This window comes from uncultured Desulfosarcina sp. (assembly GCF_963664155.2).
Lineage (GTDB): Bacteria > Desulfobacterota > Desulfobacteria > Desulfobacterales > Desulfosarcinaceae > Desulfosarcina.
In genome coordinates this window covers 1,018,241-1,042,983 of record NZ_CAXXXH010000001.1, presented here as the reverse complement: position 1 = coordinate 1,042,983, position 24,743 = coordinate 1,018,241, and the positions used below count along the sequence as shown (strand labels likewise).

The following is a 24,743-nucleotide window of genomic DNA, read 5'->3' as shown; positions in this document are numbered from 1 at the left end:
CGCGAACTACTTCCAGCCGTGCTCGGCCAGCTGCACCATGAACCACCAGAAGGGCAGGCCGATTACGATCGCCAGGGCGATCAACTTGCCGATGATCTCCAGCCAGCAGCGCAAGGGGATGTCCGACCAGCGTATGGGCGCCATCATCGGGAATACTCCTTCAGCAGCTGGATCAGCTGCCCTAAAAGGTTTTTATCCAGGTCGATCGCTGCGGACTTCCCGCCTCCGAATACAATCAGCGTCACGCTTTCATCCTCGTTTCGGGAAAGTGCGTACAACAGGCGGTGCCCATCGATGGTGTGCGCCAGCTTCGGCTGCCCCGTCTCGCGGAAATCGCAACGGATGAGATTTCCAAGCTCGGCCGCGGCCCGGCGGGCATAGTCGAAATCAGGAAGGGTTTTGACCGGTGTCCGTTTATCGGCGAACCACAGCAGGGTGTTGCCGAAGGGCGCCGCCTCGATATACTGGATCAGCGATACGATCCCCAGGTACAGCCCCGCTCCAGCAGCGCTTTGCGGATCCGTTTGGGCGGGTTCATGTCCGGCTCCTCTTCCTTTTGGTCTTTTTGCGCTTTCCCGGCGTATTCCCTGGTTTGTCGATCCTGCCCCGGGCGAGTATCCGTTCCAGGGTCATGCCGGAGGCCGCGAAGCGGTTGAGCAGGCGGCGGGTCAGGTTCGCGTCCCGGCCGAGCAGCCGGCACACGGTCCCGAAGGCGGTCACCCACCCTGTGGCATCCGGGTGGTCGTCGTTGACCCACAGCAGCGTGCGCGACTGGAACCGCGGCCGGCCGATGTCCAGGATCGCCTGCCTGAGCATGCCCGCCGCCAGCTTCTTCAGGTCGATAATCGGATCCTGTGTTTCCTGCAGCGGCGTCAGGTATCCGATCACGCTGCCGCCGCCGGCCGAGCCGCTGGAGTCAGCCATGGAGACGGGCATGCGGAATTTCGATCGACTTCAGATGTTCGGCGCTGCTCAGCAGGTCGGCCAGGGCCATGCTTCTGCGGCAATGCTCCGGATACGTGGTCATGATCATCCTGGCCGCGGCCCGGATCAGCATGACCGCCTCCGGTTCGTTCATGGAAGGCGTTCCCATGATCCTGTCGAACTGCGCGTCCACCTGTCTGCAGGTTTGTACAAAATCGCCCATGGTCGGTTCCCGGTGGTACAGGGTTGAAGCGGCCGCCGTTATTCCCGCCTCGGCAATGAAGCCAGAAACTCCTGCTGCCGGCGGTTGATTTCTTCCAATATGACTTCGATCTCTTCCCGGACAATCCGCCGGATCCTTGCCTCAGGGTCCCGGCGCTCTGCGTCATCGTTGTGCTTTTCATCCATGCCCGCATTCCTTCCGGGCCGGTGCAGCCGGCCTCCGGTTTCAACCGCTGAAAATGAATATCAACAGCTGTGCACTGGCCTGGCAGACGATCCCGAACAGCACGCCGGACAGGTATGGGTGCCGTTCGTCAAAGGGGAGTTCGATGTTGCCGATCTTCATTGGTTTTGCCTCCCGGTGTCAGAATGAAAAATGCCACCGTCGACTTGTAGCGCCGGTGGGCCGGGTCCATGATGTTGAACAGGTAAAAAATCCTTCCCACGGTGAAACTTTCATCCTGCATGCCGACGTATTCAAGAAACTGAGGCGCGACATTGTTGGCCATGGCCGTGCGGTTCAGGATCGTCTGCATCACCCTTCCTCCAGCCATTTGTTGACATTCTGGTCCAGCTCGAAGACCACGGCGTTCCTGGCCAGGTCCACATCCAGTTTGCGGGCTCGGGGAACGGCGGACAGCACCGCATGGAACCGGGCCAGCGCCGGCACGTCGTCCAGGCACTCCTCGGCCAGGGTAGGCTTGTCCGGCAGGTTGTTTTCGGGATTCTTTTTAAGGTGGAAGCCTTCCGGCTCCAGGTATTTGCAGACGGCGGGATCGCCGTCGGTGGCGATCGCTGCGGCGTGGAGGAAGTCCAGGGAGAGTTTGATTTCGCCGTCCAGGGTGGCGTAGACGGTGCGCTTGCTGATGCCCATGATGTCGGCGATGGCCGGGGTCACGCTGCTGTCGATGTCGTCGGAATAGAGCAGGCGGGTTTTAAGATCGGATGCGATCTCTGGGCAGTCGAACTTGCGCGGGATTTTATGATAGGCCATGCTCACACCTCATCATTTCTGCACATCCTGACCCTTGGTTTTCATAGGCTTTGACCGGCGGACTGCTACGCTGCAACCATGGGACTTCACGGGAACCGCTTTGTGCTGGCCGGTAAACATCATGGCCGGTTATGCCTCTGGCGATGCGTGATCGGGTTTAAACAGAACATCCACCGGGACTTCGAACATGTCGGCAATGGCCGATTTCACCTCGGCGGACCCGCGTGTGCCGTCCATGGTGGCGGTCACCGTGGGGCGCGAGATGCCCAGACGGCTGGCCAGCTCGGGCTGAGTGATACCGGTCAGCTTGTGCAGGGCCTTGCGAATGCTGGGAAGCGGGTAGCCCAGGGTCACCAGCACGTTGACGGCCAGAAGATTGCGATTTTGCATCCGTTTCTCCCCTTGTAACCTTTGCTTCATTTTGTTAAATGTTCTAAATTAATGGCATGGAGTGGGCTTTCCTGCCGCCATTCGTGAATGTGAAATTGGTTTGAAAATTTCCATAAACAACCCGGGCGCTCAATTCGGTGGCTTGCCCTGCCGAAGAGTTCGGAATCGTTGGTGCCTGGCTTGAAGAATCCGGAGGGCTGGCTGGATAGGGGACGTAGCCAAGACGAGGTCATGATCGATCTCCATTTGGGATTGATCCATCTGGCTCCTGCTGCCCATCGTTCCCAGGCCGAATAGCTGACCGGACAGATTCGTTCCGAACTGGAATGAATGGTGTGCCGGGATCGGCATGCGGAATCCGGTTCAACGGAAAGTCCGGGCGGCTGATGGGAATCCAGTTAACATCTTTCATTGGGTAACCCTTGGCACTCTCTTTCAACATCAGTTACACGAAAACGTTATAATGTCAACAAAAAAACATAACGAAATAGTTAAACTTGACGAAATTATTGAACGGATCAATTCTAATTTTGGTATGAGTCGGAAAGATATAGCTGAGCAAATATTTGATATGACAACTAATGCTCTTGGAATGAAGGTCAACCGTGGAACATTCAAGTCAACAGACATAGAAAAAATCGCTGTTTGGGCACTTAACGAAAACGTTGATCTCAATTGGTTGTTAACGGGGCAAAGGCCACATAAATCTCATATATGCTCAAGTAACAATGACCCTGAAACCACAGAATTACTGGAAATGACCCGGAAAGTTGTCCAGTCGAACACCAGCTACGGACCCTCTCTAAAAACCAATATACGTTCCTCCCACCAGGCCATGGAAGCCGAAAACCGGCTGCAGGATCTGGAAAATAGAGTTCGGCAGATTGAAGTTGGGTCCGTCATGAAATGCGAGGTGTCAGGGGAAGGGCGGCCTTATAACGGACCTGAGCGCAGGAAGGGAGAACGCAGGCAAAACGACGTTCCGGGTGCAATCCCGGGGAACACAGACCGGCGCTCCGGAACCGACCGCAGAGTGTCCGGTTGATAAAAACAGTACGTTGCGGCGGCCGGGCAATCTATCACTGTCAACGTCGCCCGATTTTATGTGTATCCGGTAAAGTCGAATGTTATTTGAGAACCGTGTGCGTTTGCGAAAAAAAATTACCGTAACTTCTCACACCAGGGAAAGCGGGGTCAGGTCTCTACCTTTTACAAAAAGGAAATTAAAAATGGGAATCTCCAGAACCGCTCGCCTCCGAAACAAAAAAAAGAAATTCTCGAACGCCGGGCAATCTGATCATTATTTTCTTTTTTAAGAGGTGATTCACCGCCTCTAAGTCTTTTCGCACATATATTTTAGATCCATATCCAATTTCCAACTCTGTTTAAAACTGCATGGTATCTGATCAGTTTGATCAACATTGTGGTTATCTCAAACATCTGTAGTCGGAGAAAATGTTCAGTATTAAATATCGTAGAATATTTGAGCTTAAATAAGTAAGATTGCAAAAGGAAATAAATGAGAATTTTATCATACGAAGCAAGTGCTGGCTACGAAGATGATATAGAATTTAATAAAATGAAATTCGGGAGGTTAAATCTTATTGTTGGTAACTCTGGAACTGGGAAAACAAGACTACTTAATACTATTTTCAATAGTGCATTACTAGTTACTAAAGAGGAAAAATTCTTTATTGGCAAATGGGATATTACTTTAGAGCACAACTCGGAAAAATATCGTTGGATTATTGAGACAGGAAAAGATGATAATGATGATGATATTAAAAAAGCAAAAATTTTAAAAGAGAGAATAATAAAATTTGATAATGAAAAAGAAAATGTATTGGTAGATCGTTCTCTCGAATCATTCATTTTCAATGATAAAGAATTGCCAAAATTACCGAAAAGAGAATCAAGTATTTCATTGTTAAAAGACGAAAAGATAATAAAACCTATTTATGATGGATTGTCATCAATAATGCGGAGGAATTTTTCAGGATCTGACCTTGAACAAGAAACATCTTATCAAACTCTACCCTATAGCCTTTTTGAGAAAATTCAAGAGTCAAGAGACCTTGAAAATCTATTCCATTCAGGTTTGAATCTTAACTGTAAGTTGTATGTGTTATCTGAAGTATTCAAAGATATTTATGACAAAATATGCGCAACTTTTATAGAAACATTTCCATTTGTAACCAAAACAAAAATGTTAGGTGCCGATAATTTTGGGTTGCATTATCCAGGAATCGTACCGGCATTTTCGATGAAAGAAAAATTTAGCAAAAAATGGATTTCTTTAAATGCATTTTCATCGGGAATGAAAAAAGTACTATTAATATTATGTGATGTTTACATATTGCCTGAGACAGGTTGTGTTTATTTAGTTGATGAATATGAAAACTCGTTAGGAGTGAATGCTATTAATTTTTTTCCATCTGTACTGTATGAGGCAGGACGTAATAGTCAATTTATCATAACTAGCCATCACCCATATATAATAGGAAATGTACCTGTTAAGGATTGGCTAATTCTTCATCGGAAAGGTAGCAAAGTTTTTATACAACAGGGCGAAGAATTAGAAGAAAAGTTTGGAAAATCGAAGCAAAAAGCCTTTATTCAACTAATAAATGATTCTTTCTATGTTGAGGGAATTGAATGAATCTGTATATTGTTGTTGAAGGTGAGGTAGGAGAAAAATATTTATATCAAAACTGGGTGCCTCTTGTTAACCCAAAATTGAAATTTGTTTCACATTTATCTGCCATTGTAAAAAATAATTTTTCCATTATTTCTGGAGGTGGCTATCCAAGTTATTTTGATGTTATTGAAGCTGCTATTGAAGATGTTAATTCATATAGTTTAATTGATAGATTAGTAATATCGGTGGACTCTGAAGAGCTCTCTTTTTTAGATAAATTAATGGAAATGAATAAATTTATATCGCAGTTTAAATGTAAAGCCGACATAAAATTAATTATACAGCATTTCTGCCTTGAAGCTTGGGCTTTAGGGAACCGAATGATAATTAGACCTAACCCCCAATCACTGAAATTAATTGAATTTAAAAAATTTTTTAACGTTAGATCATCCGATCCAGAGGAATTGCCTCCTTATAAAATAGAAGAATTGAATAGATCGCAATTCGCCGAGGTATATTTAAGAAGTGCACTTAATGATAAATTTAGAAATTTATCTTATAGCAAAAGTAATCCCAAAGTTCTATTGAACCCAAAATATTTTCAAAGAGTAAAAGAAAGATATTCAGACACGGAGCATCTTAAGAGTTTTGAAACTTTTTTAACAGCCTTCAATTAAACTGTTTATAAAATTAGGGGACCCCGTTGGGAAACAAAAAAAGGATGGGCTCGGTGGGCGCATCCATAAATTTATAAATAGGGAGGGTTCGGGGACGGGCATGATTTTATGCGATTCCATAAAGAAAGACAGCAGGGTCAGGTTTCCTCATTTGACAAATAAAAATAATGGAAGTACGGGACATTGATTGCAGGCGTATTAACATCTACACATACTATTCTTTGTCCAGCGCACCTCTGACTTTTATGGCCAAATCCTTCATGGAGAATGGTTTTTGGATAAAATTCACATCCTCATCCAGTATTCCACGGTGGGCAATCACGTTAGCGGTATAGCCGGACATGAACAGGCACTTCAGCTTCGGAGAAAGGGTCTGCAGCCGTTGGGCCAGTTCACGCCCGTTCATTTCAGGCATGACGACATCGGTAACAAGTAGAGATAAATCGCCGTGGTGCACCTCAGCCAGCTGCAGGGCTTCGGCAGGTGTTTTAGCCATCAGGACATTGTATCCAAGCCTCAATAGCATTTTTTCAGCCAAGTTCAAGATCATGGCCTCGTCCTCCACCACCAGCACTTTTTCCCCATGGCCCTCGGGAGTTTTCTCAACATTCAACGCTCGAGCCTCAACGGCCAGACCTGCATGCTTGGGCAGGTAGATTTTGAATGAGGAACCTTTGCCCGGCTCACTGTATACGTTGATGAACCCTTCGTTCTGCTTGACGATGCCATAGACCGTAGCCAGTCCTAAGCCAGTACCTTTACCTGCCCCTTTAGTTGTGAAGAACGGCTCGAATATTTTATCTTGGGTTTCCCGGTCCATGCCACAACCGTCGTCACTTACCGCCAACATCACAAATTCACCAGGGACAAACCCCATATGTCCTGCACAGTATGACTCATCAAAGGTCACCATATCCGTTTCGATAGTAATTTTCCCGACATCGGCGATTGCATCCCGGGCGTTGACGCAAAGATTGGCAAGGATCTGGTCAATCTGGCTGGGATCCATTTTAACCGGCCACAAGCCCGCTTTCGGATTCCATGAAAGATCGATGTCCTCGCCGATCAACCGCCGAAGCATTTTTAGCATACTCTCTACGGTTCTGTTCAGGTCGAGTACCTTGGGAGCAATGGTCTGCCGACGGGCAAAGGCCAGTAATTGCCGAGTGATTTCGGTTGACCGCTTTGCCGCCTTCAAAATCGTTTCGAGATCTTCATAGAGCGAATCTTCCGGTTCCACTTGATCGATGCATAGCTCAGTATAACCGATAATAACACTGAGCATGTTGCTAAAATCGTGGGCAACTCCTCCAGCCAAACGGCCCACGGATTCCATTTTCTGCGCCTGGATAAGCTGCTTTTCCAACAAACCTCTTTTCCTCTCGGACTTTTTATGGGCTTGATCCATTTGCAAAACGTTAAGGGCGTAAGCGAGATCCCCGGCCATTTCGGTAAAAAGACTAATTTCTTCATTGTCCACGTTCAGATCATGATCCAATGCAACTATAAGGTAGCCGAAAGCTACACCTTCATGGGCCAATCGCGCACATAGCATTTGCGTTTCAGCGAAGCCATCGGCGTCTGCAATAGAACACTTTTCGCAAACACCACGCCTTTCCGTGACCAGAGAAACCTCACTAACAAAATCAGTACGAATGCAACATGGTGGCAATTTGCCGCGTTCAAGCATGGTGTTCAGCGGCTCTGAAGATGCTGCCAAGCCGGATCTGGCCCAAGAAACGGGCCGATCATTTTTATCGGTAAGCACGATAATGGTGGAAGAATAGCCGCGGTTGTCCACCAACAGGCGACACCCCTCGCGGATTAGCTTGTCTGGATCACGTTCATGTACGATTAACTGATTCACATCACGGATCGCCCGCAAGACTCGGTTCAAGTGAAGGATTCGCTGTTCGGTGCGCTTACGTTCAGTAATATCCTGGAAAGAACCCCGAACCTGAACAACCTTCCCATTTGCCAATTGCGGTTGTCCAATGGTTCGCACCCATTTCTTAACGCCTTTGGCTGTAATAATCTCCAATTCCAGATCATAGGATTTCCCGAATTCAATAGCCGCTTTAACCGCATTTTCAATTTCCATACGGGAATCACCACGATAATAACTAAGGCATTGTTCCATGGAGGTCTCATCATCCGGATCGAGATCATGGATTCGGGCGACCTCTTCAGTCCATGTGCCTTTACCGGTAGCGGGATCGAACTCCCAACCACCGATTTTGGCGAGGCGTCCCATTTCTCGGAGCAATTGATCCTGATATCGCAGTGCAGCTTCGGCTTGTATTCGTTGAGAAATATCACGGGCAGTCCCCTGGACTCGGATGGGCTGGTCACTTGTGTCACAAATCACCTTGGCATGGATTTCCACCGGAATGGGTTCACGGTTCTTATTGAGGATTTCAGCCTCAAAAAGGGTGCCTGAATCTTTCGGGCCCTTGGCTATTCCATTGGCTATTAATTCACCTATTTTTGAATAATTTTCTTCATCACAATGATCGATCAGTCGGGTTCCAATCCACTCCTCCGGTGTGTAGCCGGTTAGGTCAAGGCACGCAGGATTGACATAGGTAAACGTAAGATCCAGATTCATGTCCCAAATTACATCCAGGGAATTGTCGGTCAATAACCGGTATTGCGTTTCGCTTTCCAAAAGTTCTGCCGTGCGTCGGGCCACCTGTTTCCGTAATGACCGCAACCAGAGAAAAGATGCCAAAATTACCACCAAAAGAGGGAGGGCGACCATGGCCACATATTTGACAATTGTGAGAAAGCCAGGTGGAGTATCCTCGTAGACCCCCATCCATTTCTCGTAAATTTGACGGTATTCACCGTTTTCATCGAGAATCCTGAGTCCTTCGCCAAGCTCCGACAACAGTGCTTGATGATTCTGGGGGACCGCGTAGCAGTATTCAGGAGACAGGAACGGCTGCCGACCAACAGTTAAATTGTCCCAACCGTATTTTTTGATCCAGTATAGAGCAGTCAGACGGGAGACCAGTGCGCAATCATATTTCCCCTGGGCTAATTCCCGAAGAGCGTCCTCTTGAGCATCAACCACTGAAACCATGTCTGCGAGTCCGTTTTTCAACACAAAGTCATGCATGATATCTCCGTTTTGCACTACGATGCGTTTTCCGGACAATTCTTTAAGAGTGGTTGGCGGGACGGATTCACCTTTGCGCACAACACTGACACACTGATTTATAGTATGCGGTGCGGTAAAATCGAAGGTCAGATCGCGTTCGGGTGAGTAAAACATGCCTTGAAGGGCATCGATCTCGCCTTGTGCCAATGCACGCCGGATCTCTTTCCACGGCCCTAATCGAATCTCGATATCGAGACCCAATTCATAGGCTAATGCTCGTGTCAGGTCCACGTTGTATCCGGAAGGCCTGCCTTTTTCATCCAGATATTCAAAAGGTGGATAGTTGTGGTCTCCGCCTATCACAAGGCGGCGATTAGAAGGCAGTTCCAAGGCCGCGAACCACTTGGCGTGGAGGTGTTCGAAAGTTCCATCGGCCATAACCATGGCGAGTCCTTCATTCAGCAAAGCCAATGTTTCCCGATCACCTTCCTTGACGGCAAAACAAAAATCCTGACGGAATCCTTCAATAGGGCGCTTGACGATCTGAAGGTTGAAAAGGCCGGTTTCCTGGATGAGTCGCAGTGCTACGAGACGCTGAATGACAACAGCATCATATTGGCCTTCTGAAAGCTCACGCAAAGCTTCCTGGACACTATCCGTCGTGTGAATCTTGATACCGCGGTCCTCCCGCCGTAAAAATTCTTCGGCGTTGTCCCCTCCCATGACCGCCACCTCCCGCCCTTTTAAATCGCCTAGACTTTGTATATCGGTGGTGTCTTTGCGAACAACAATGGCGCCGTGAATGGACATATAGGGGAAGGTAAAGTCAAAAATGGATTCTCTCTCGGGCGTACGTCCAACCAAAGGCAGTGCGTGAACTTGACCCTTCTCGAGCCAGCCTCGTACTTCTGTCCAGGAACCGGTCTGGAAGGTAACATCTCGCCGCATGGCAGCAAGTGCCGATCGCAGCAATTCAATGGAAAAGCCATTTGGCTGTCCATCTTCATCAACGATGCTAAACGGCGGATAATCGATTTCCGCTGCGGAACGAATAGTCGATCTTGCTGTTAGAGTATCTTCGCCTGCAAAGGCATAAACTTCGGGTAAGACTATCGTGGCCAGGCTGAAAAACACGGCCATGAGGGAAATGGCATATCCATATTGGAGTCTGCATTTGATTTTCATATTTTACAATTCCATCTAAAGGAAAGACGATTATCGCTGGAAAACGGTATGTTTGCCCTCAATACCCAATTCAAGCTTCTTTATTTTTGTATAATCCCTTCATTTTAAAGAAGGCAGGATGTTATTTGCGTTCGAACCTTCTTGGGAAAAAAAGGTCGCAAAGGGATATTAGGCCGAGTAATATACCAAAACGTATCACCTCATGCAATGCACGCCATGTAAGCCTTTTGTCGGCAGCAACAAATCCATAATAAACATACTTTTCATATTTTGTTGCCAACAGGCATCGGGCCATGCAGTCGCCGATCCCCATAAACAATTCGTTATCAGCAACTCCTTTCCCATCATCAGCTTATTCCTTTTAAAGGGGGGCGCTGCCAAGATTTTTTTATGACACCGGCTCGATATCTGTTGTCATGCATAGGCATAATCCGCTTTTCAGTTGCACTATTACCTTAAGCCTTTCCCAGCAGATGTAAATTGGCCTCAACTAACCTCAACTAAAAATTAATCAATAATACTAAAGCAAACTCATTTTTATACCGATAGACCATCCAGTGGAAATGGTTCCAAATCGATGTATCTCGTGATGGTATCGGACTGATGGTGATGTCCAATTCTACGAATAGCAACGGACAGAACGGCAAGGAGAGCCACATGACAGGAATACGAGATATTTTAAATGCACAACAGGCGGCGGAATTCCTTTGTGCCCACGTGGAAACCATTCGTCGGATGGCTCGCAAAGGCACCATACCGGCATTTAAAATCGGAAAAGACTGGCGGTTTAGCAAATCAACACTGATGACGTGGTCGGAAATCAATCCCGGAATAAAAAAACAGGTCAACATCCTGGTCATCGATGACGATGCCGACGTCTGCAAACTCATGTCTCGGTTGTTAGAACCCCAGGGATACCGTGTGATCACCGCCACAACTGGCGAGGAGGGGTTGTTACATGTCCAGAACGATTCGGTAAACTTAGCATTGCTGGATCTGGAAATGCCCGTGATGAGCGGCCCAGAATTTATTCGGGAATTAAGGAAAAACCACAAAGACATCCCCGTCATCGTGGTCACCGGTTATCCGGACGGCAAGATGATGATGGAAGCATCCCGATTCGGTCCGTTGATGCTGATTCCCAAACCTATTGACAAAAAATTCCTGCTTTCGGCTGTGAGCTTGACACTTGAAGGAACGTTGGCCGAAACGGATGTCATGTGAAACGCACGGATGAAACCTCTTTTTGTCAGAAAGAAAAATCAATGACGAACATATTGATCGTAGACGACGAAGCGCAGATCCGGACACTCCTGAAACGATACCTGGAGATGGCCGGATACGCGTGCCAAACGGCAAAAGATGTCGCGGCAGCCATGCGGATACTGGACAGCCACCCGATCGATCTGATTCTGAGTGATATTGACATGCCGGGAGCTTCGGGCTTCGACCTAGTTCGCCAGGTCAATGAAAACTATCCGGATACGCCCATGATCATGGTATCCATCATCGATAAACCCGAAGAAGCCAGAGAAGCCTTGAATATGGGGGTTTACGGCTACATCGTCAAACCCTTTACGCGAAATATCGTCCTGATCAACGTGGAGAACGCTCTGCGGCGGAAACGGCTCGAAATCGAAAAAAAAGTCTATCTGGACAAGCTTGAAAGCATGGTGCGGCAGCGCACGGAAATGCTGGACAGCCAACTGACTTTTTTGCAGACTCTCATCGACGCCATTCCCAGCCCGATCTTCTATAAAAACAAGGAAGGACAATTCCAGGGGTGTAACACCGCTTTTGAGATGTTGGCTGGAAAAAAAAGAAACCAATTAATAGGCATGACCGCATCCGACATCGTCCCCAAGCTGCTTGCAGACATTTCCCATGCAACGGATCGGAAACTGATCAGCAATCCCGGAAAGGTTGCCTATGAATACGACGTGGTTTATCCGGACAACTCAATCCATAATTTTCTGCTCAATAAGGCTACCTTTCTGGATAGTAACGGAAACGTGGCCGGACTTGCGGGGGTGATGGTCGACATCACGGAGCGCAAGGCGGCCGAGGAAGCCCTGCGGGTGTCGGAAGAAAAATCCCGGCAGATTGTGGAAAACATCGGCATCGGCGTGGCCACGATCAGCCCGGATATGAAAATCCTATGGATGAACCGGCAGATGCGCAATTGGTTCCCGGATATCCAGGCCGCAGATCATCCGATCTGCTATCGGGCGTTCAACACCCCACCCCGTGAAAACCTCTGCGAATACTGCCCCACAGTCAGGACTCTGAAGGAGGGCATACGTTTTGAAGCCATTACCGCAACGCCTATGAATGCGGGTGAACACCAGTTCAGAATCGTTTCCACCCCCATCCACGACAAAGACGGGAAGGTGGTGGCTGCCATCGAACTGGTGGAGGACATTTCGGAAAAGATAACCCTGGAGCGGGAATTACGCCAGTCCCAGAAGCTTGAGGCCATCGGGCAGTTGGCCGCCGGCATCGCCCACGAGATCAATACCCCGATTCAATACGTGGGGGATAATACCCGATTTCTGGAAGACGCCTTCGGGGACATACAGCCGGTCATGCAGACCTACGCACGGCTGCTGGCGGCCGTCAAGGCGAATGCCGACACCTCCGAGCCTGTCGCCGATGCGGAGAGGGCCATTGAAGCTGCAGACCTGTCCTACCTGTCCAGCGAGGTACCCACAGCCATCGGGCAGAGCCTGGAGGGCATCCAGCGGGTCAGCAGGATCATCAAGGCCATGCGCCAATTCTCGCATCCGGGTACTGACCGAAAAATTGAAACGGATCTCAACCAGGCCCTGGAAAGCACCATCACGGTATCGCGTAACGAATGGAAATACGTGGCGGACATGGAAACCGACTTCGCTGCCGGTCTACCTGCCGTGCCCTGCTTCCCCGGAGAGCTGAACCAGGTGTTCCTGAACCTGATCATCAACGCAGCCCATGCGATCGGGGAAAAAACCGATGAAGGGAAGCAGGGCAAAGGGCTGATCCGCGTGAGCACAAGGATGGTCGACGACACCGTCCAAATCCGCATCGCCGACAACGGAGGCGGCATTCCCGCATCGATCCGGCAGCGGGTTTTCGACCCGTTCTTCACTACCAAACCCGTGGGCAAGGGGACCGGCCAGGGACTCACCATCGCCCATGCCGTCATCAAGGAAAAACACAACGGTTCTATTCAGTTCGACTCCCGCGAGGGAGAAGGGACCACCTTTACCATCGCGCTCCCCATTCAGGCGGTAACGGAAGCGGGGCCGAACCAAGGACAAAATGGAACAAACCCGGCATTACCGCATTAAAAACGGAGGTGTGGCATGAAGGTTATGATCGTCGAGGATGATCCCGTTTCCTTGACCCTGCTGGAAAAAATGATCCAAAAAACCGATGCCATGGTCATCACGGCCAGCAACGGTGTCACGGCGTGGGAAGCATTCAACAAGGAACGGCCTCGTATCGTGGTCAGCGACTGGATGCTGCCGGAGTTGAGCGGAATCGAGCTGTGTCGCAAGATCCGCGAATCCCAGACCACGGCCTACACCTACATCATTATCATGACTGCCAAGGACCGCAAGGAAGATGCCTTGACGGCCTTCGACGCCGGTGCCGACGACTTCGTGCCCAAGCCCTATCAACTCCGCGAACTGCAGGCCCGCATGCACACAGGATGGCGGATCATCGATCTCGAGGATAAGCATCAGGCCCTGCAGCAAACGCTGATCGACAGCCGCGCCAAATTCCGAACCATTTTTGACGCGCTCCACGAGGAGATCATCTCCGTTGACCGCGACATCAACCTCACCTCCATCAACAAGGCTGCCTCGACTGTCATGCAGGGCGACTATTCCGATGTCATCGGCCGGCCCTGCTGCCGGGTGGCCGATCCGGCGGAAGCATCATTCTACGAACATACTATCCGGGAAATGGTTGAAAAGGGATTCGACACGGGCCGCGCCGCTGTTTACCTGGACCGTTTTGGCAAGGACGACGGCAAGGAAACCATCAAGGAACGCACCGTTGTGCCGGTGATCGATGAACAGGGCCGGGTCCAGACCGTCACCATTGTATCCCGTGACATCACCGAAGCCCATCAGCGCAACGAAGAAATCCAGGGACTGAATCATAAACTCAAAAAGATCTCCAGCGAACTGATCAGGAAGAATTTAAAACTGGAGAGCACCCTGAAGAACCTGGAGCGCACCCAGGCTCAGATGGTACAATCGGAAAAAATGGCCTCAATCGGTCAACTGGCTGCCGGTGTGGCCCATGAGATCAACAATCCCACCGGATTCGTCAGCAGCAACCTGAAAACTCTGGGCGACTATCAGAAGGACATGAACCGGTTGATCGGCGACTACCAGAAGCTAAGATCGGAGCTGAAAGGCCTGCCGGACGGCCTGCTGCCCGCAACCGTCGTTGACCTTATCGCACAGGTCGACGCCACAGAGGAGGACGTGGACATTGCATACATCCAGGAAGATGTTGGGGATCTAATCGGCGACTGTCGGGAAGGAACTGAACGGATCAAGAGAATTGTCGAGGACCTGAAACATTTCGCCCATCCGGGCGAAGACAGGATGAAGGAGACAGACATCAACGCCGGTATCGAGTCTACGCTGAATGTGGTGAACAATGAGCTTAAATACAAAGCCACCATTGTCAAGGAGCTGGGCGACATCCCGATTATTCATGGCTACCCCCAGCAGCTCAATCAGGTATTCATGAACATCCTGGTCAACGCGGCCCATGCCATTGAAAAATCAGGGGAAATAAAAATCGTAACAGCCAGCATTGACGACAAGGTGGAAATCCGTATCAGCGATACAGGCTGCGGCATCTCGGAGGAGAATATCACCAAGATTTTCGATCCGTTTTTTACCACCAAGGATGTGGGCAAAGGCACGGGCCTGGGAATGAATATCGCCTACAATATCATAGCAAAACACAAGGGCCACATCCATGTGGAAAGCAAAGTCGGTGAAGGCACCACCTTTATTGTTCAACTGCCGGTGGGTGCCCTGCAGGAAACGGCGGATGCTGCATCTGAGGGTAAGGCATTCATGGCACAAGCAACCTGACGGGTAACTTCGATGAAATTGAAATACGACCACACGCTTCTGCTGGTTGACGACGAAGCCTCCATTCTAAAAGCTCTGAAACGGCTGTTTCGTCGGGATGGCTATCAGATTCTGACTGCAGAGTGTGGGCAGCAAGCACTGGACCTGCTCAGACAGATGGAAAACCCGGTGTCGTTGATCATTTCGGACCAGCGCATGCCGGGGATGAATGGCGCCACCTTTCTGGAGCAGTCCATGGACTGTTGCCCTGATGCCGTAAGGTTTCTGCTGACCGGCTACTCGGACATAGATGCCGTGGTGGATGCGGTCAACAAAGGCAATATCCATAAATACCTGGCAAAGCCATGGAACGATTCGGAAATTCTTTTGTTGGTGCGCGAGGCGTTGAGCCAGGTGGAACTAAGGCTTGAAAATATCCGCCTGACCGAACTGACCCGACGGCAGAATCAGGAATTGGCTGACTTGAACAAAAGTCTTGAAGAGAAAGTCAACGAGCGGACCTGGGCCCTGAAATACCAGAATAAGAAGCTCCATCAACTGAACAACGGCCTGGAAAAAAGCCTGATGGAGACCATCCGTCTGCTGCTCTCTTTAGTGGAGTCCAGCAATCCTAAACTGGGGAGCTACATGAAGGCGGTAGGGCAGTTGGCCCGAAAGATCGCGGCGACGGCCGGATTGGATGAAACCATACAGAACCGGGTGGAGATGGCCGGTCTGGTTCATGATATCGGCCTGATGGGAATGCCCGAAGCCATCCTGGAAAAAGACGAACGATCCATGTCGACTGACGAGTTCGAGGCTTACACTCATCACCCGGAGATCGCGGCGCTGTCCCTCTCCTCGGTGGAGGGGCTAAGGGAGATCAGCGAGATTGTCGGCGCCCACCACGAAAACTTGGATGGATCGGGTTTTCCTCGCAGGATCATGGGCGACGACCTCTCTACGGATGCCCGGATCCTGGCTGTGGCGGCCGACTACTGCACCGTGCTGCATCTGTGGCCAATAGGAGTAAAACGGGTGCTTTACGTGGCCCGCCGCTATATGAGCCATGCTACCCTATCCGCCATAGAGATCGCCGAGGAAATGGTGGTGCGCAAAGCGATCGCCGAAAAAGTCATCATTGAAGGCGCCGGCAAACGTTACGACGGGGTGATAGTTCGCCACTTTCTGAAAAGCATCGGCAGCGATCCGACGAAAAAGACCATCAACCAGCTACCCTTCAATCTACTGAGGAAGGGCATGGTCCTGATGGAAGACCTTCGCCTCAAGGACGGACGGTTGTTGCTGACGCGCGGCACGACGCTGGGCGACGGCGCACTGCAGAGTATAATGACCATCGGCAACCGGGGAATGATTGAAGATACCATCGCCGTCACGAAGGAATCGGGCCTCCAGACTGAAAGGGAGGATACACCATGAACCGCCACCGGATGATCAAGACGATCGACGGCATCAGCGACTTGCCGACACTGCCTACGGTGGCAATGGCGGTCAACAGCCTGCTCCAGGATGTCGATACTCCCATTGAGCACCTTGTGGACCTGCTGGAAAAAGACCAGTCCATCGTCCTCAAGATGCTGCGTCTGGTCAACTCCTCCTTTTACGGGTTTAAAAGCAGGATCACCAACCTCCGTCATGCAGTCACCCTTATGGGGTACAGTACGGTGCAAAATGCAGTGGTAACAGTTTCGGTCATCGACAGTCTGAAAACCAAAAATGCTCTCAAAGGCTTTGATATATCCCGCTTTTGGACTCATTCGATTTGCGTGGCCGTAATGAGCCGTCATCTGGCGGCCCAGACTTGCCTGGCCGTACCTGAAGAAGCCTTTACCGCCGGCCTGGTCCACGACATCGGCAAAGTGGTGTTGGTCAACCATTTCCCGGAGGTTTGCCTATCGCTGATGGAAACTGCAATGGACGGGAACGTTACTTTCTACACGGCAGAAAAAACCGAAGATACCTATCCACACAACCTCATTGGCAGCAACCTGGCCCGGCGGTGGATGCTGCCCGAATCGTTGAAAATGGCCATCCGTCACCACCATGGCGGCATTGCCCAGGGCGTCGACGGCACGCTTCCAGGGCTGATAGCCATATCTGACACCCTGGTCAACGTAATGAACAACCTGCCGGGGCACCGTCTCATTCCCGAGATCATGCCGGAAGCGGTAAGGGGTCCCGTAACCGGCATTTTAAAAGACAGCGCGAGCTGGTTTCCCGACGTCAAACGGGAAATGGCGGCGGCCTGTGATTTTTTCAACAAAGGATAGCGACATGGAAAAAAATCAACGCACGCTTTTATGCATCGATGACGAACCCAATATTCTCAATGCACTGAAAAGATTGCTACGCAAAGAGGATTTCAGGCTGCTGACCGCCAACAGCGGCAAACAGGGCCTTCAGATCCTGGCTGAAAATGAAGTTCATGTCGTAGTGTCGGACCAGCGCATGCCGGAGATGAGCGGCACCGAATTTCTTAAGGAAGTCAAAGCCGCCTACCCGGACATTATCCGGATCATCCTTACCGGATACACGGATGTGGACAGTATCAGCGAGGCCATCAACGAAGGCCATCTGTACAAATTTTTCCTGAAGCCTTGGAATGACCAGAACCTGAAACTGGAGATCCGCCAGGCTCTCGAGCAGTATGATCTGATGGAGGACAACAAGCGTCTTCATGACCAGGTTTTCCAAAAGAATGAGGAACTGAAAAAAGTCAATGAGAGCCTGGAACAAATCATCCTCGAACGGACCCAGAACCTGGAATTCCAGAACAAGGCCCTTCAAATCTCCCATGCCATTCTCGACGACATTCCCCTTCCCATTTTAGGTGTCAGCTCGGAAATGCTGGTGGTGATGGCCAACAAGGCTGCACGGCAGAATATGGGGCATAGCCGGCAATTGGAAGTCGGCGACAGTATTGGTGACTGCTTCGACGCAACGGTTGAATCTGACCTTCTCGGTTGTCTCGGCAGCCTGGAAAAAAAGCGGATTTCGGCCCGGTGCAGGGACGGCCGTGGATTTGAGATGGACCTGATCCCCCTGACCGGACGTTACCAGGGCCAGGGCATTATCATGACCCTGAACCCCGCCACCGACTGATCGATCCGGTACGAAACGCAAAAAGGACTCCTACCATGGCGGAACTGATTCGGGAAAAGAACAAACTGGTGGTCAAGCTGGTCTACTACGGCCCGGCCCTGAGCGGGAAGACCACCAATCTGATGCGCCTGCACGATATGATGGAAACGAACAAGTGCGGCGAACTGATGACCTTTGAAACCAAGGGGGACCGCACCTTGTTCTTTGACCTTTTACCCCTTGTTGTCAGGGCGAAAAGCGGATTCTCGATCAAGGTGAAGCTGTACACCGTTCCCGGTCAGGTGGCCCACGATGCCACGCGGAAGGCTGTCCTCTCCCGTGCGGACGGGGTGGTGTTCGTGGCCGATTCCCGGACCAGCCAGGCCGTAAGCAATTTCGAAAGCTTTGACAACCTGGAGAAAAACGCCGGCAGGGTGGGCCTGGATTTCGAGCGCCTTCCCCTGGTGGTGCAGTTCAACAAGCGGGACCTGACGGATATCGTCAGCGAGGAGGACGTCCTCCGCCGTTGGCAACCCACCGGGCTGCCCATCGTTTTCAGTTCTGCCCTGAAAGGCATCGGTATTGTAAAGACGTTCCACCGCTTACTCGCGGGCACATACGCCAGCCTGGACGAAAGCTACGACCTGAACAGGCATCATGGCATACAGGCCGGTCATTTAACCGATCTTTTACCGGTATCGTGAACCTCATGACAATGCTATACGAACACATCGAAACAGACGCCTTCGACCGGGAATACGGCCTCGAAGACCTGCTTCCACAGGCCCTGGCGAAAGAGCTGCTGGAAGAGATCGACGGCTGCAGCGAGGCGGCCATTATTCTGCCTGACGGGGATGTTTATTTTGGCCGGTGCGCCGTCGGGTGCGATTTTTCCGAATGTATCTGTCAAGTGCCGGATGACCGGACGGTGCCGTCGATGGCCGGGACCGGCCACGGCCGGGCAATGCTGTTTCCACTGATCCACGAACTGGAAACCATCGGATACCTGGCCCTCGAAACTGTCGAGCCTCCACCGGCCGAAAAATACTCCCGGCTTGCCCTGGGTCGGTTCGTCGCCCGCAGTCTCAACCGGATAATCAACCTTAACTACCGGAATCGCATGACCGCTGGCCTTCACGGACAGGTGGTGGCCGATTCATACGAAAACCTCAAGAAAAAAGCCGCCGCACTGGCCCTGTCCGAAGAGAAGTACCGGCATCTGGCGGAAAATCTAGAAATCGAGGTGGAAAAGAAATCCCGTGAAATACAGGCTGCCCAGCTGCACATGCTGCAGCAGGAGAAGATGGCATCCATTGGCCAGTTGGCGGCAGGAATGGCCCATGAGTTAAACAACCCCGTCGGTTTTGTAATCAGCAACCTGAATACGCTCAAAGCTGGCACCACAGATCTGGCGGCTCTCATCGGCAAATACCGGCAGCTCACGGCGCTTCTGACCGGAACGTCCACCGACGGACTGAAGGCCCGTCAAATCGGGGAACTGTTGTCTGCCATCGACCGGTTCATCGACGATATCGATCTGGACTTTGTCCTGTCCGATACCGGCGACCTGATCGATGAATCCCTGGATGGGGCCAAACGGGTGAAGATCATCGTCCAGAACCTCAGGGATTTCACCCACCCCAGCATCGACACGACGGAAAGCGCCGCCATCAACGACTGCCTGGACACCACGCTGGCGATCCTTTCCAGCCACGTGATGCCGGATGTCACCGTCACCCGGCAGTACGGGGAACTCCCTTTGGTGACCTGCCATCTGCGGGAAATAAACCAGGTGTTTTTCAATATCCTCAAAAATGCCTTCCAGGCCGTCGGCTACCAGGGGGAGATCACCATCGAAACAGTCAGCGACGGTGATGCGGTAATGGTCCGTGTTTCGGATACGGGCCCCGGTATCGAAAAAAGTCACCTGGAAAGAATTTTCGATCCATTTTTCACTACCCGGGAAGTGGGCGGCGGAACCGGGTTGGGTCTTTTCCAGGCATACAGCACCGTAAAAACCCATGGCGGAACCATCGCCGTGGACAGCACCCGGGGAAAAGGCAGCACTTTTTCGGTGCGCCTGCCGATAGCCCCGTGCGGGCAGGCGGATGACAAAAACAGGAACCTTGACCGGAAATCTTCAACCTGAAAACCGAGCCGAAAACTATGTCCCGATTTGCATCCCTATTTTTGAACGACGACGCCGCCAAAGGGCGCGCTGAAGCCAAGGATTTTTCCGATCCGGGCGAAACGGGAAGGTACAGGATTCTTTTCGTCGATGATGAACCCAATGTGCTCAAGGCCATGCGGCGCATATTCCGGCAGGAGAACTACGACCTGCTCACCGCCGGGTCGGGCCCCGAAGCCCTGGCGCTGATGGAGAAACACCAGCCGGTCCACGTGGTGGTGTCCGATCACCGCATGCCCGGCATGACCGGTACGGATCTGCTCAAACAGGTAAAAGCCGGGCACCCCAAAACCATCCGGATCATGCTTACCGGATACGCGGACACCGATGCCGTGATGGGGGCCGTCAACGAAGGCGCCGTCTACAAATTCATCACCAAGCCCTGGAACGATGACGACCTCCGGCTCACCGTGAGCCTGGCTCTTGAGCAATACGACCTGATTCGCGAAAACACATCGCTGAAGCGGCAGGCGGAAACCCAGAAAAAAGAGATCAAACAACTGAGCCGTTTCGTCAATTCCCACCGCAGCCAGCTGGGAAACATCCTGATCGCCGAAGGGCTCATCGAACCGGAGGTCCTGGAAAAAGCGCTGTCCATCCAGACGAAAAACAATAACATCCTCTCCAGGATTCTGGTCAATATCGGGGCCATCGACGAAAAAACCATCATCGGCGCCATCGAGAAAGCCACGGATGTCAATCGCGTTTCCCCAGCCGAATTCAATGTCCCCGAGGCACTGGCCTCGTTGATTCCCAGGGAGATTTGCGAAAAAAACATTCTGCTTCCCCTTAAAAAGAGCGGGCAGAAGCTTATCGTGGCTATGGCCGATCCCACGGATTACGCCAAAATCGACGATCTTTCCTTTATCACCGGAATGCCCGTCCAGCCGGTAATTGCTCCCAGCAAGGAGATCGTGGCCAAGATCAAGGAGATCTACGGGGAGGATCAGGATTTCGAAGCAGCCTTGACCGAGATGGACCTGAATGATCCCACTGAACAGATCGAGATCGTCCTGGAGGAAACGGACGAAGGGTCGGATATCGAAGAACTGCTGCGGGCCAAGGACAAGCCCCCGGCCATCCGCATTGTCAATGCCATCATCTCCGACGCCCTGCGGCACGGGGCGTCTGACGTGCATATCGAGCCCAAAACCAAATTCATCATGGTTCGCTACCGGATCGACGACCTGCTGGTCGACAAGCTTCACATACCCGTGAACATGCAGCTGGCCATCGTCTCCCGGATCAAGGTCATGAGCGACCTGGACATCGCCGAACGACGGCGCCCCCAGGACGGACGCATCACGGTGAAGTCCTCCACCCGCATGGTGGACATGCGCATCTCCACCCTGCCCACTATCAACGGCGAGAAGGTGGTGCTGCGCATCCTGGACAAAAACGCCGCCAGCAAGGAGATCGAGGACCTGGGGTTTGCCGGCAAGGACCTGACCGTGGTGAGACAGTTCATTGAACGGCCCCAGGGAATCATCCTGGCCACAGGCCCCACCGGCAGCGGCAAAACCACCTCTCTTTACGGCCTGCTGCGCAAGGGCGCAAAGATTACCAAAAACTTCACCACTATTGAAGACCCGGTGGAATATTACATGAGCATGGCCGAACAGGTGAACGTTCGGGACAAGATCGGCCTCTCTTTTTCGAATGTACTGCGCAGCATCCTGCGGCAGGATCCCAACGTGATCATGCTGGGGGAGATCCGCGACCATGAAACGGCCGAGGTGGCCTTCCATGCGGCGCTTACCGGCCACCTGGTCCTCTCCACCCTACACACCAATTCCAGCATCGCCGCCATCACCCGGCTGCGGGACATGGGTATCGCGCCTTACATTATTTCCGACGCACTGTCCGGCGTGATTGCCCAGCGGCTGGTCCGTAAAATCTGCACTCACTGCAAAGCTGAAGTAAAGCCGGATCCGGGTATGCTGCGATCCCTCAAGATCAAGGACCCTGAATTCAAGTCATTCATGGGCGCGGGCTGCGACCGCTGCAACCACAGCGGGTATAAAGGCAGGATCGGTGTCTACGAGATATTCCAGGTCGATGGTGAGATCAAACGCATGATTCACAGGGACGCCACCGAACCGGAGTTGCTCCATGCCGCCAGGCTTACCGGAATGACCACCTTGCTGGATGATGCCGTAAAAAAAATTCAACATGGAACCACCACCTGTGAGGAAGTGCTCCGGGTGTTCGGCCCGCAGGATATGACGGAAATTGCCTGTGTGCACTGCGGCGCCTTCATGGAACAGCGCCACCATTTTTGCCCCTACTGCGGGGTGGAACTGATCAAATCGTGCAAAACCTGCAACCAGTTGCTGGTCAAAGACTGGCACCACTGCCCGGCATGCGGCACCGCCGTGCCGGGAAAACCGAAGCCAAATGGACACCCCGAGCCATGAAGACACCAGAACCCACCGGCAACAATTACGACGCCTGGACACTGAAAGCCCATCCGCTGAAGGTGTCCCATGCGGTGCTCGTCGTGGATGACGACCGGCAGATCAGAAGCGCCATCAAGCGTACGCTGCGCAATGAACCTTACAAGCTGGTGGTGGCCGACAGCGGGATGCAGGCCCTGGATATCCTATCGGGGGAAACGGTCCAGGTGGTGGTTTCGGACCTGGGCATGCCCGGGATGGATGGCATGTCCCTGCTGGCCGCCGTGGCGGACCGGTCACCCGATGTGATCCGGATGGTCCTGTCGGGGCATTCGGATTCCCGGCTCATTCTGGACGCCATCAACAGCGGCAGCGTTTACCGCTACATCCTCAAGCCATGGGACAACGATCACCTGAAGATCGTGATCCGCCAAGCCTTGGCACTGTGGGATTTGCAGGCCGAACGGGAAGCCCTGCTCGATGCCCTTCAGACCCACAACCAGCACCTGGAAAAAATGGTGGCTCAGCGCACCCTGCAGATGCTGGCCGTGGAGCGGCAGGCAGACATCGGACGCTATGCCTCCCAGATCGTCCACAACCTGAGCAACCCGCTGCACGCCCTCTCGGCAGCCCTCCAACTTCTGGACGTCTATGTATCCGGTGACCGGCCGGTCAAGGAAAAAATGGAAAAGGGACTTCACATCGCCCGCTCCGCGGCCGACGACCTGAGAGAAATTATCGGCAGTATCCTGTCCCACGCCCGAGAAGAAGCACAGTTTACCCTTGCCCCCATGGATGTAAACCCGGTGATCGAAAAAGAGATCACCTTTTTCGAAATGAGCCCTGATTTCAAATACAAGATTGAAAAAGAACTCCTGCTCGACACTGCGATCCCGCGCATCCGGGGCAACCCCATTCAGATCAAGCAGATCCTCGACAATCTGATCAAAAACGCCCTGGACGCCATGGCGGATGCCCCGGTCAAACGGCTGACCGTGCAGACCGTTGCCGAGGAAGACCATGTGGTCATCCGGGTGTCCGATACGGGCCAGGGCATATCACCGGAACACATGGATCGGATCTTTTCGTCCAATTTTACCACCAAACCGGTAGGCCAAGGCACAGGATTGGGCCTGGCTAGCGTTAAAACGATGGTGGAGGCCTATTCAGGAACCATACAGGTGGCCTCGACGGTGGACCGGGGAACGACATTTGACGTCCGCCTACCGGTGATAAAGGCGGATCCGAAAAAAACGATACATTTAGAAAGGGCAGAACCATGACACGACACGCAATTTTGATGGTGGACGATGAGCCCAATGTGCTCAAATCCTTTCAGCGCGCCTTGCGCAAGGAACCCTATACCCTGATGACCGCCCAGGGGGGTGAAGAGGGTCTCACAATCCTGGAGGCGCGAGAGGTCAGCCTGGTGATCAGCGACTACAACATGCCGAAGATGAACGGGCTGGAATTTCTCAAAACGGTGAAAGCCCTGTACCCGCATCTTTTGGCCATCATGCTTACCGGCCAGGCGGAGATTCAGATTGCCATGCAGGCCATCAACGAAGCGGGTGTTTACAAATTTATCCAGAAGCCATGGGAAGATGCGGACCTAAAGATGACCATACTCAGGGCGTTGGAATCCATTGATCTGGCAACAGAGCGGGATCATCTGCTGCGAAAAGTCAAGAGTCGCGACGCTATTTTAATGGAGCTGGAGAAAAAACACCCCGGAATCACAAAAGTAAATCGGGACGAAGATGGCTATATGATTATCGAATAAAAATATATGCGTAATCAATGGTGGATGGTATGCCAGCCAATTTCCTTTTCTTGGAGA

The 24,743-nt window shown here is 51.7% G+C and carries 22 protein-coding genes; 14 read left to right on the top strand and 8 right to left on the bottom strand.

The features are described 5' to 3' along the window. Positions 1-6: 6 nt before the first annotated feature. From ACHZBS_RS04550 to ACHZBS_RS04520, 7 genes are all read right to left on the bottom strand, one after another. Positions 7-147 carry a hypothetical protein gene (locus ACHZBS_RS04550; RefSeq protein WP_319405342.1) on the bottom strand — a complete coding sequence of 47 codons (141 nt, stop codon included), beginning with the start codon at positions 145-147 and terminating at the stop codon, positions 7-9. Positions 148-534: 387 nt separating this feature from the next. Further along, positions 535-924, bottom strand: a complete 390-nt coding sequence (locus ACHZBS_RS04545) for a hypothetical protein (protein WP_319405341.1) — start codon at positions 922-924, stop codon at positions 535-537. After that, a complete protein-coding gene (locus ACHZBS_RS04540; RefSeq protein ID WP_319405340.1) occupies positions 917-1,147 on the bottom strand; it encodes a hypothetical protein in 231 nt (76 codons plus the stop codon). The genes ACHZBS_RS04545 and ACHZBS_RS04540 overlap by 8 nt, the downstream gene beginning before the upstream one ends. Positions 1,148-1,185: 38 nt before the next feature. After that, positions 1,186-1,332 carry a hypothetical protein gene (locus tag ACHZBS_RS04535; protein ID WP_319405339.1) on the bottom strand — a complete coding sequence of 49 codons (147 nt, stop codon included), beginning with the start codon at positions 1,330-1,332 and terminating at the stop codon, positions 1,186-1,188. A 128-nt stretch (positions 1,333-1,460) separates the two neighbouring features. After that, positions 1,461-1,682: a hypothetical protein gene (locus ACHZBS_RS04530; protein WP_319405338.1), complete on the bottom strand. Its 222-nt coding sequence runs from the start codon at positions 1,680-1,682 to the stop codon at positions 1,461-1,463. Next, positions 1,682-2,140, bottom strand: coding sequence for a hypothetical protein (locus ACHZBS_RS04525; RefSeq protein WP_319405337.1), 459 nt, complete (start codon positions 2,138-2,140; stop codon positions 1,682-1,684). Before ACHZBS_RS04525 ends, ACHZBS_RS04530 begins: the two co-directional genes overlap by 1 nt. 129 nt (positions 2,141-2,269) lie before the next feature. Further along, positions 2,270-2,530, bottom strand: a complete 261-nt coding sequence (locus ACHZBS_RS04520; RefSeq protein ID WP_319405336.1) for a helix-turn-helix transcriptional regulator — start codon at positions 2,528-2,530, stop codon at positions 2,270-2,272. 463 nt (positions 2,531-2,993) lie between these two features. On the opposite strand from ACHZBS_RS04520, the gene ACHZBS_RS04515 reads away from it, so the two are divergent. The 3 genes from ACHZBS_RS04515 (at position 2,994) to ACHZBS_RS04505 (ending at position 5,845) form a co-directional block, all read left to right on the top strand. After that, the gene (locus ACHZBS_RS04515) at positions 2,994-3,575 is read left to right on the top strand and encodes a hypothetical protein (RefSeq protein WP_319405335.1); all 582 of its coding nucleotides are present in this window, start codon (positions 2,994-2,996) and stop codon (positions 3,573-3,575) included. 474 nt (positions 3,576-4,049) lie between these two features. Then, positions 4,050-5,189: an AAA family ATPase gene (locus ACHZBS_RS04510; RefSeq protein ID WP_319405334.1), complete on the top strand. Its 1,140-nt coding sequence runs from the start codon at positions 4,050-4,052 to the stop codon at positions 5,187-5,189. Continuing rightward, positions 5,186-5,845, top strand: coding sequence for a hypothetical protein (locus ACHZBS_RS04505; RefSeq protein WP_319405333.1), 660 nt, complete (start codon positions 5,186-5,188; stop codon positions 5,843-5,845). The genes ACHZBS_RS04510 and ACHZBS_RS04505 overlap by 4 nt, the downstream gene beginning before the upstream one ends. Positions 5,846-6,059: 214 nt before the next feature. Here ACHZBS_RS04505 and ACHZBS_RS04500 read toward each other — a convergent pair whose 3' ends face one another. Continuing rightward, positions 6,060-10,133: a transporter substrate-binding domain-containing protein gene (locus tag ACHZBS_RS04500; protein ID WP_319405332.1), complete on the bottom strand. Its 4,074-nt coding sequence runs from the start codon at positions 10,131-10,133 to the stop codon at positions 6,060-6,062. 657 nt (positions 10,134-10,790) lie between these two features. Here ACHZBS_RS04500 and ACHZBS_RS04495 point away from each other — a divergent pair. The 11 genes from ACHZBS_RS04495 to ACHZBS_RS04445 are packed head-to-tail and all read left to right on the top strand — an operon-like array spanning position 10,791 to position 24,686. After that, entirely contained in the window at positions 10,791-11,357 is a 567-nt protein-coding gene (locus tag ACHZBS_RS04495; RefSeq protein WP_319405331.1) for a response regulator, read from the top strand. Between the two features lie 41 nt (positions 11,358-11,398). Beyond that, entirely contained in the window at positions 11,399-13,462 is a 2,064-nt protein-coding gene (locus ACHZBS_RS04490) for a response regulator (RefSeq protein ID WP_319405330.1), read from the top strand. Between the two features lie 15 nt (positions 13,463-13,477). Beyond that, positions 13,478-15,238: a response regulator gene (locus ACHZBS_RS04485; RefSeq protein ID WP_319405329.1), complete on the top strand. Its 1,761-nt coding sequence runs from the start codon at positions 13,478-13,480 to the stop codon at positions 15,236-15,238. A 12-nt stretch (positions 15,239-15,250) separates the two neighbouring features. Further along, the gene (locus tag ACHZBS_RS04480) at positions 15,251-16,657 is read left to right on the top strand and encodes an HD domain-containing phosphohydrolase (protein ID WP_319405328.1); all 1,407 of its coding nucleotides are present in this window, start codon (positions 15,251-15,253) and stop codon (positions 16,655-16,657) included. Beyond that, positions 16,654-17,508 carry an HDOD domain-containing protein gene (locus ACHZBS_RS04475; RefSeq protein ID WP_319405327.1) on the top strand — a complete coding sequence of 285 codons (855 nt, stop codon included), beginning with the start codon at positions 16,654-16,656 and terminating at the stop codon, positions 17,506-17,508. The genes ACHZBS_RS04480 and ACHZBS_RS04475 overlap by 4 nt, the downstream gene beginning before the upstream one ends. Before the next feature lie 4 nt (positions 17,509-17,512). Continuing rightward, the gene (locus ACHZBS_RS04470; RefSeq protein WP_319405326.1) at positions 17,513-18,340 is read left to right on the top strand and encodes a response regulator; all 828 of its coding nucleotides are present in this window, start codon (positions 17,513-17,515) and stop codon (positions 18,338-18,340) included. 35 nt (positions 18,341-18,375) lie between these two features. Then, positions 18,376-19,023: a GTPase domain-containing protein gene (locus ACHZBS_RS04465; protein WP_319405325.1), complete on the top strand. Its 648-nt coding sequence runs from the start codon at positions 18,376-18,378 to the stop codon at positions 19,021-19,023. Positions 19,024-19,028: 5 nt separating this feature from the next. Further along, on the top strand, positions 19,029-20,468 hold the full coding sequence (locus ACHZBS_RS04460) for an ATP-binding protein (protein WP_319405324.1): 1,440 nt from the start codon (positions 19,029-19,031) through the stop codon (positions 20,466-20,468). A 17-nt stretch (positions 20,469-20,485) separates the two neighbouring features. Continuing rightward, on the top strand, positions 20,486-22,924 hold the full coding sequence (locus tag ACHZBS_RS04455; protein WP_319405323.1) for an ATPase, T2SS/T4P/T4SS family: 2,439 nt from the start codon (positions 20,486-20,488) through the stop codon (positions 22,922-22,924). After that, positions 22,921-24,186: a hybrid sensor histidine kinase/response regulator gene (locus ACHZBS_RS04450; protein WP_319405322.1), complete on the top strand. Its 1,266-nt coding sequence runs from the start codon at positions 22,921-22,923 to the stop codon at positions 24,184-24,186. Before ACHZBS_RS04455 ends, ACHZBS_RS04450 begins: the two co-directional genes overlap by 4 nt. Continuing rightward, positions 24,183-24,686, top strand: a complete 504-nt coding sequence (locus ACHZBS_RS04445) for a response regulator (RefSeq protein WP_319405321.1) — start codon at positions 24,183-24,185, stop codon at positions 24,684-24,686. The genes ACHZBS_RS04450 and ACHZBS_RS04445 overlap by 4 nt, the downstream gene beginning before the upstream one ends. The last annotated feature ends 57 nt before the right edge of the window (positions 24,687-24,743 follow it).

Excerpts from the sequence above, each read along its gene's own strand:
- ACHZBS_RS04465 (WP_319405325.1), top strand. The coding sequence starts at position 18,376 with ATGGCGGAACTGATTCGGGAAAAGAACAAACTGGTGGTCAAGCTGGTC.
- ACHZBS_RS04510 (WP_319405334.1), top strand. The coding sequence starts at position 4,050 with ATGAGAATTTTATCATACGAAGCAAGTGCTGGCTACGAAGATGATATA.
- ACHZBS_RS04460 (WP_319405324.1), top strand. The coding sequence starts at position 19,029 with ATGACAATGCTATACGAACACATCGAAACAGACGCCTTCGACCGGGAA.
- ACHZBS_RS04480 (WP_319405328.1), top strand. The coding sequence starts at position 15,251 with ATGAAATTGAAATACGACCACACGCTTCTGCTGGTTGACGACGAAGCC.
- ACHZBS_RS04475 (WP_319405327.1), top strand. The coding sequence starts at position 16,654 with ATGAACCGCCACCGGATGATCAAGACGATCGACGGCATCAGCGACTTG.
- ACHZBS_RS04515 (WP_319405335.1), top strand. The coding sequence starts at position 2,994 with ATGTCAACAAAAAAACATAACGAAATAGTTAAACTTGACGAAATTATT.
- ACHZBS_RS04525 (WP_319405337.1), bottom strand. The coding sequence starts at position 2,140 with ATGGCCTATCATAAAATCCCGCGCAAGTTCGACTGCCCAGAGATCGCA.
- ACHZBS_RS04540 (WP_319405340.1), bottom strand. The coding sequence starts at position 1,147 with ATGGGCGATTTTGTACAAACCTGCAGACAGGTGGACGCGCAGTTCGAC.
- ACHZBS_RS04450 (WP_319405322.1), top strand. The coding sequence starts at position 22,921 with ATGAAGACACCAGAACCCACCGGCAACAATTACGACGCCTGGACACTG.
- ACHZBS_RS04455 (WP_319405323.1), top strand. The coding sequence starts at position 20,486 with ATGTCCCGATTTGCATCCCTATTTTTGAACGACGACGCCGCCAAAGGG.
- ACHZBS_RS04490 (WP_319405330.1), top strand. The coding sequence starts at position 11,399 with ATGACGAACATATTGATCGTAGACGACGAAGCGCAGATCCGGACACTC.
- ACHZBS_RS04535 (WP_319405339.1), bottom strand. The coding sequence starts at position 1,332 with ATGGATGAAAAGCACAACGATGACGCAGAGCGCCGGGACCCTGAGGCA.
- ACHZBS_RS04530 (WP_319405338.1), bottom strand. The coding sequence starts at position 1,682 with ATGCAGACGATCCTGAACCGCACGGCCATGGCCAACAATGTCGCGCCT.
- ACHZBS_RS04495 (WP_319405331.1), top strand. The coding sequence starts at position 10,791 with ATGACAGGAATACGAGATATTTTAAATGCACAACAGGCGGCGGAATTC.
- ACHZBS_RS04445 (WP_319405321.1), top strand. The coding sequence starts at position 24,183 with ATGACACGACACGCAATTTTGATGGTGGACGATGAGCCCAATGTGCTC.
- ACHZBS_RS04500 (WP_319405332.1), bottom strand. The coding sequence starts at position 10,133 with ATGAAAATCAAATGCAGACTCCAATATGGATATGCCATTTCCCTCATG.
- ACHZBS_RS04520 (WP_319405336.1), bottom strand. The coding sequence starts at position 2,530 with ATGCAAAATCGCAATCTTCTGGCCGTCAACGTGCTGGTGACCCTGGGC.
- ACHZBS_RS04545 (WP_319405341.1), bottom strand. The coding sequence starts at position 924 with ATGGCTGACTCCAGCGGCTCGGCCGGCGGCGGCAGCGTGATCGGATAC.
- ACHZBS_RS04505 (WP_319405333.1), top strand. The coding sequence starts at position 5,186 with ATGAATCTGTATATTGTTGTTGAAGGTGAGGTAGGAGAAAAATATTTA.
- ACHZBS_RS04470 (WP_319405326.1), top strand. The coding sequence starts at position 17,513 with ATGGAAAAAAATCAACGCACGCTTTTATGCATCGATGACGAACCCAAT.
- ACHZBS_RS04485 (WP_319405329.1), top strand. The coding sequence starts at position 13,478 with ATGAAGGTTATGATCGTCGAGGATGATCCCGTTTCCTTGACCCTGCTG.
- ACHZBS_RS04550 (WP_319405342.1), bottom strand. The coding sequence starts at position 147 with ATGATGGCGCCCATACGCTGGTCGGACATCCCCTTGCGCTGCTGGCTG.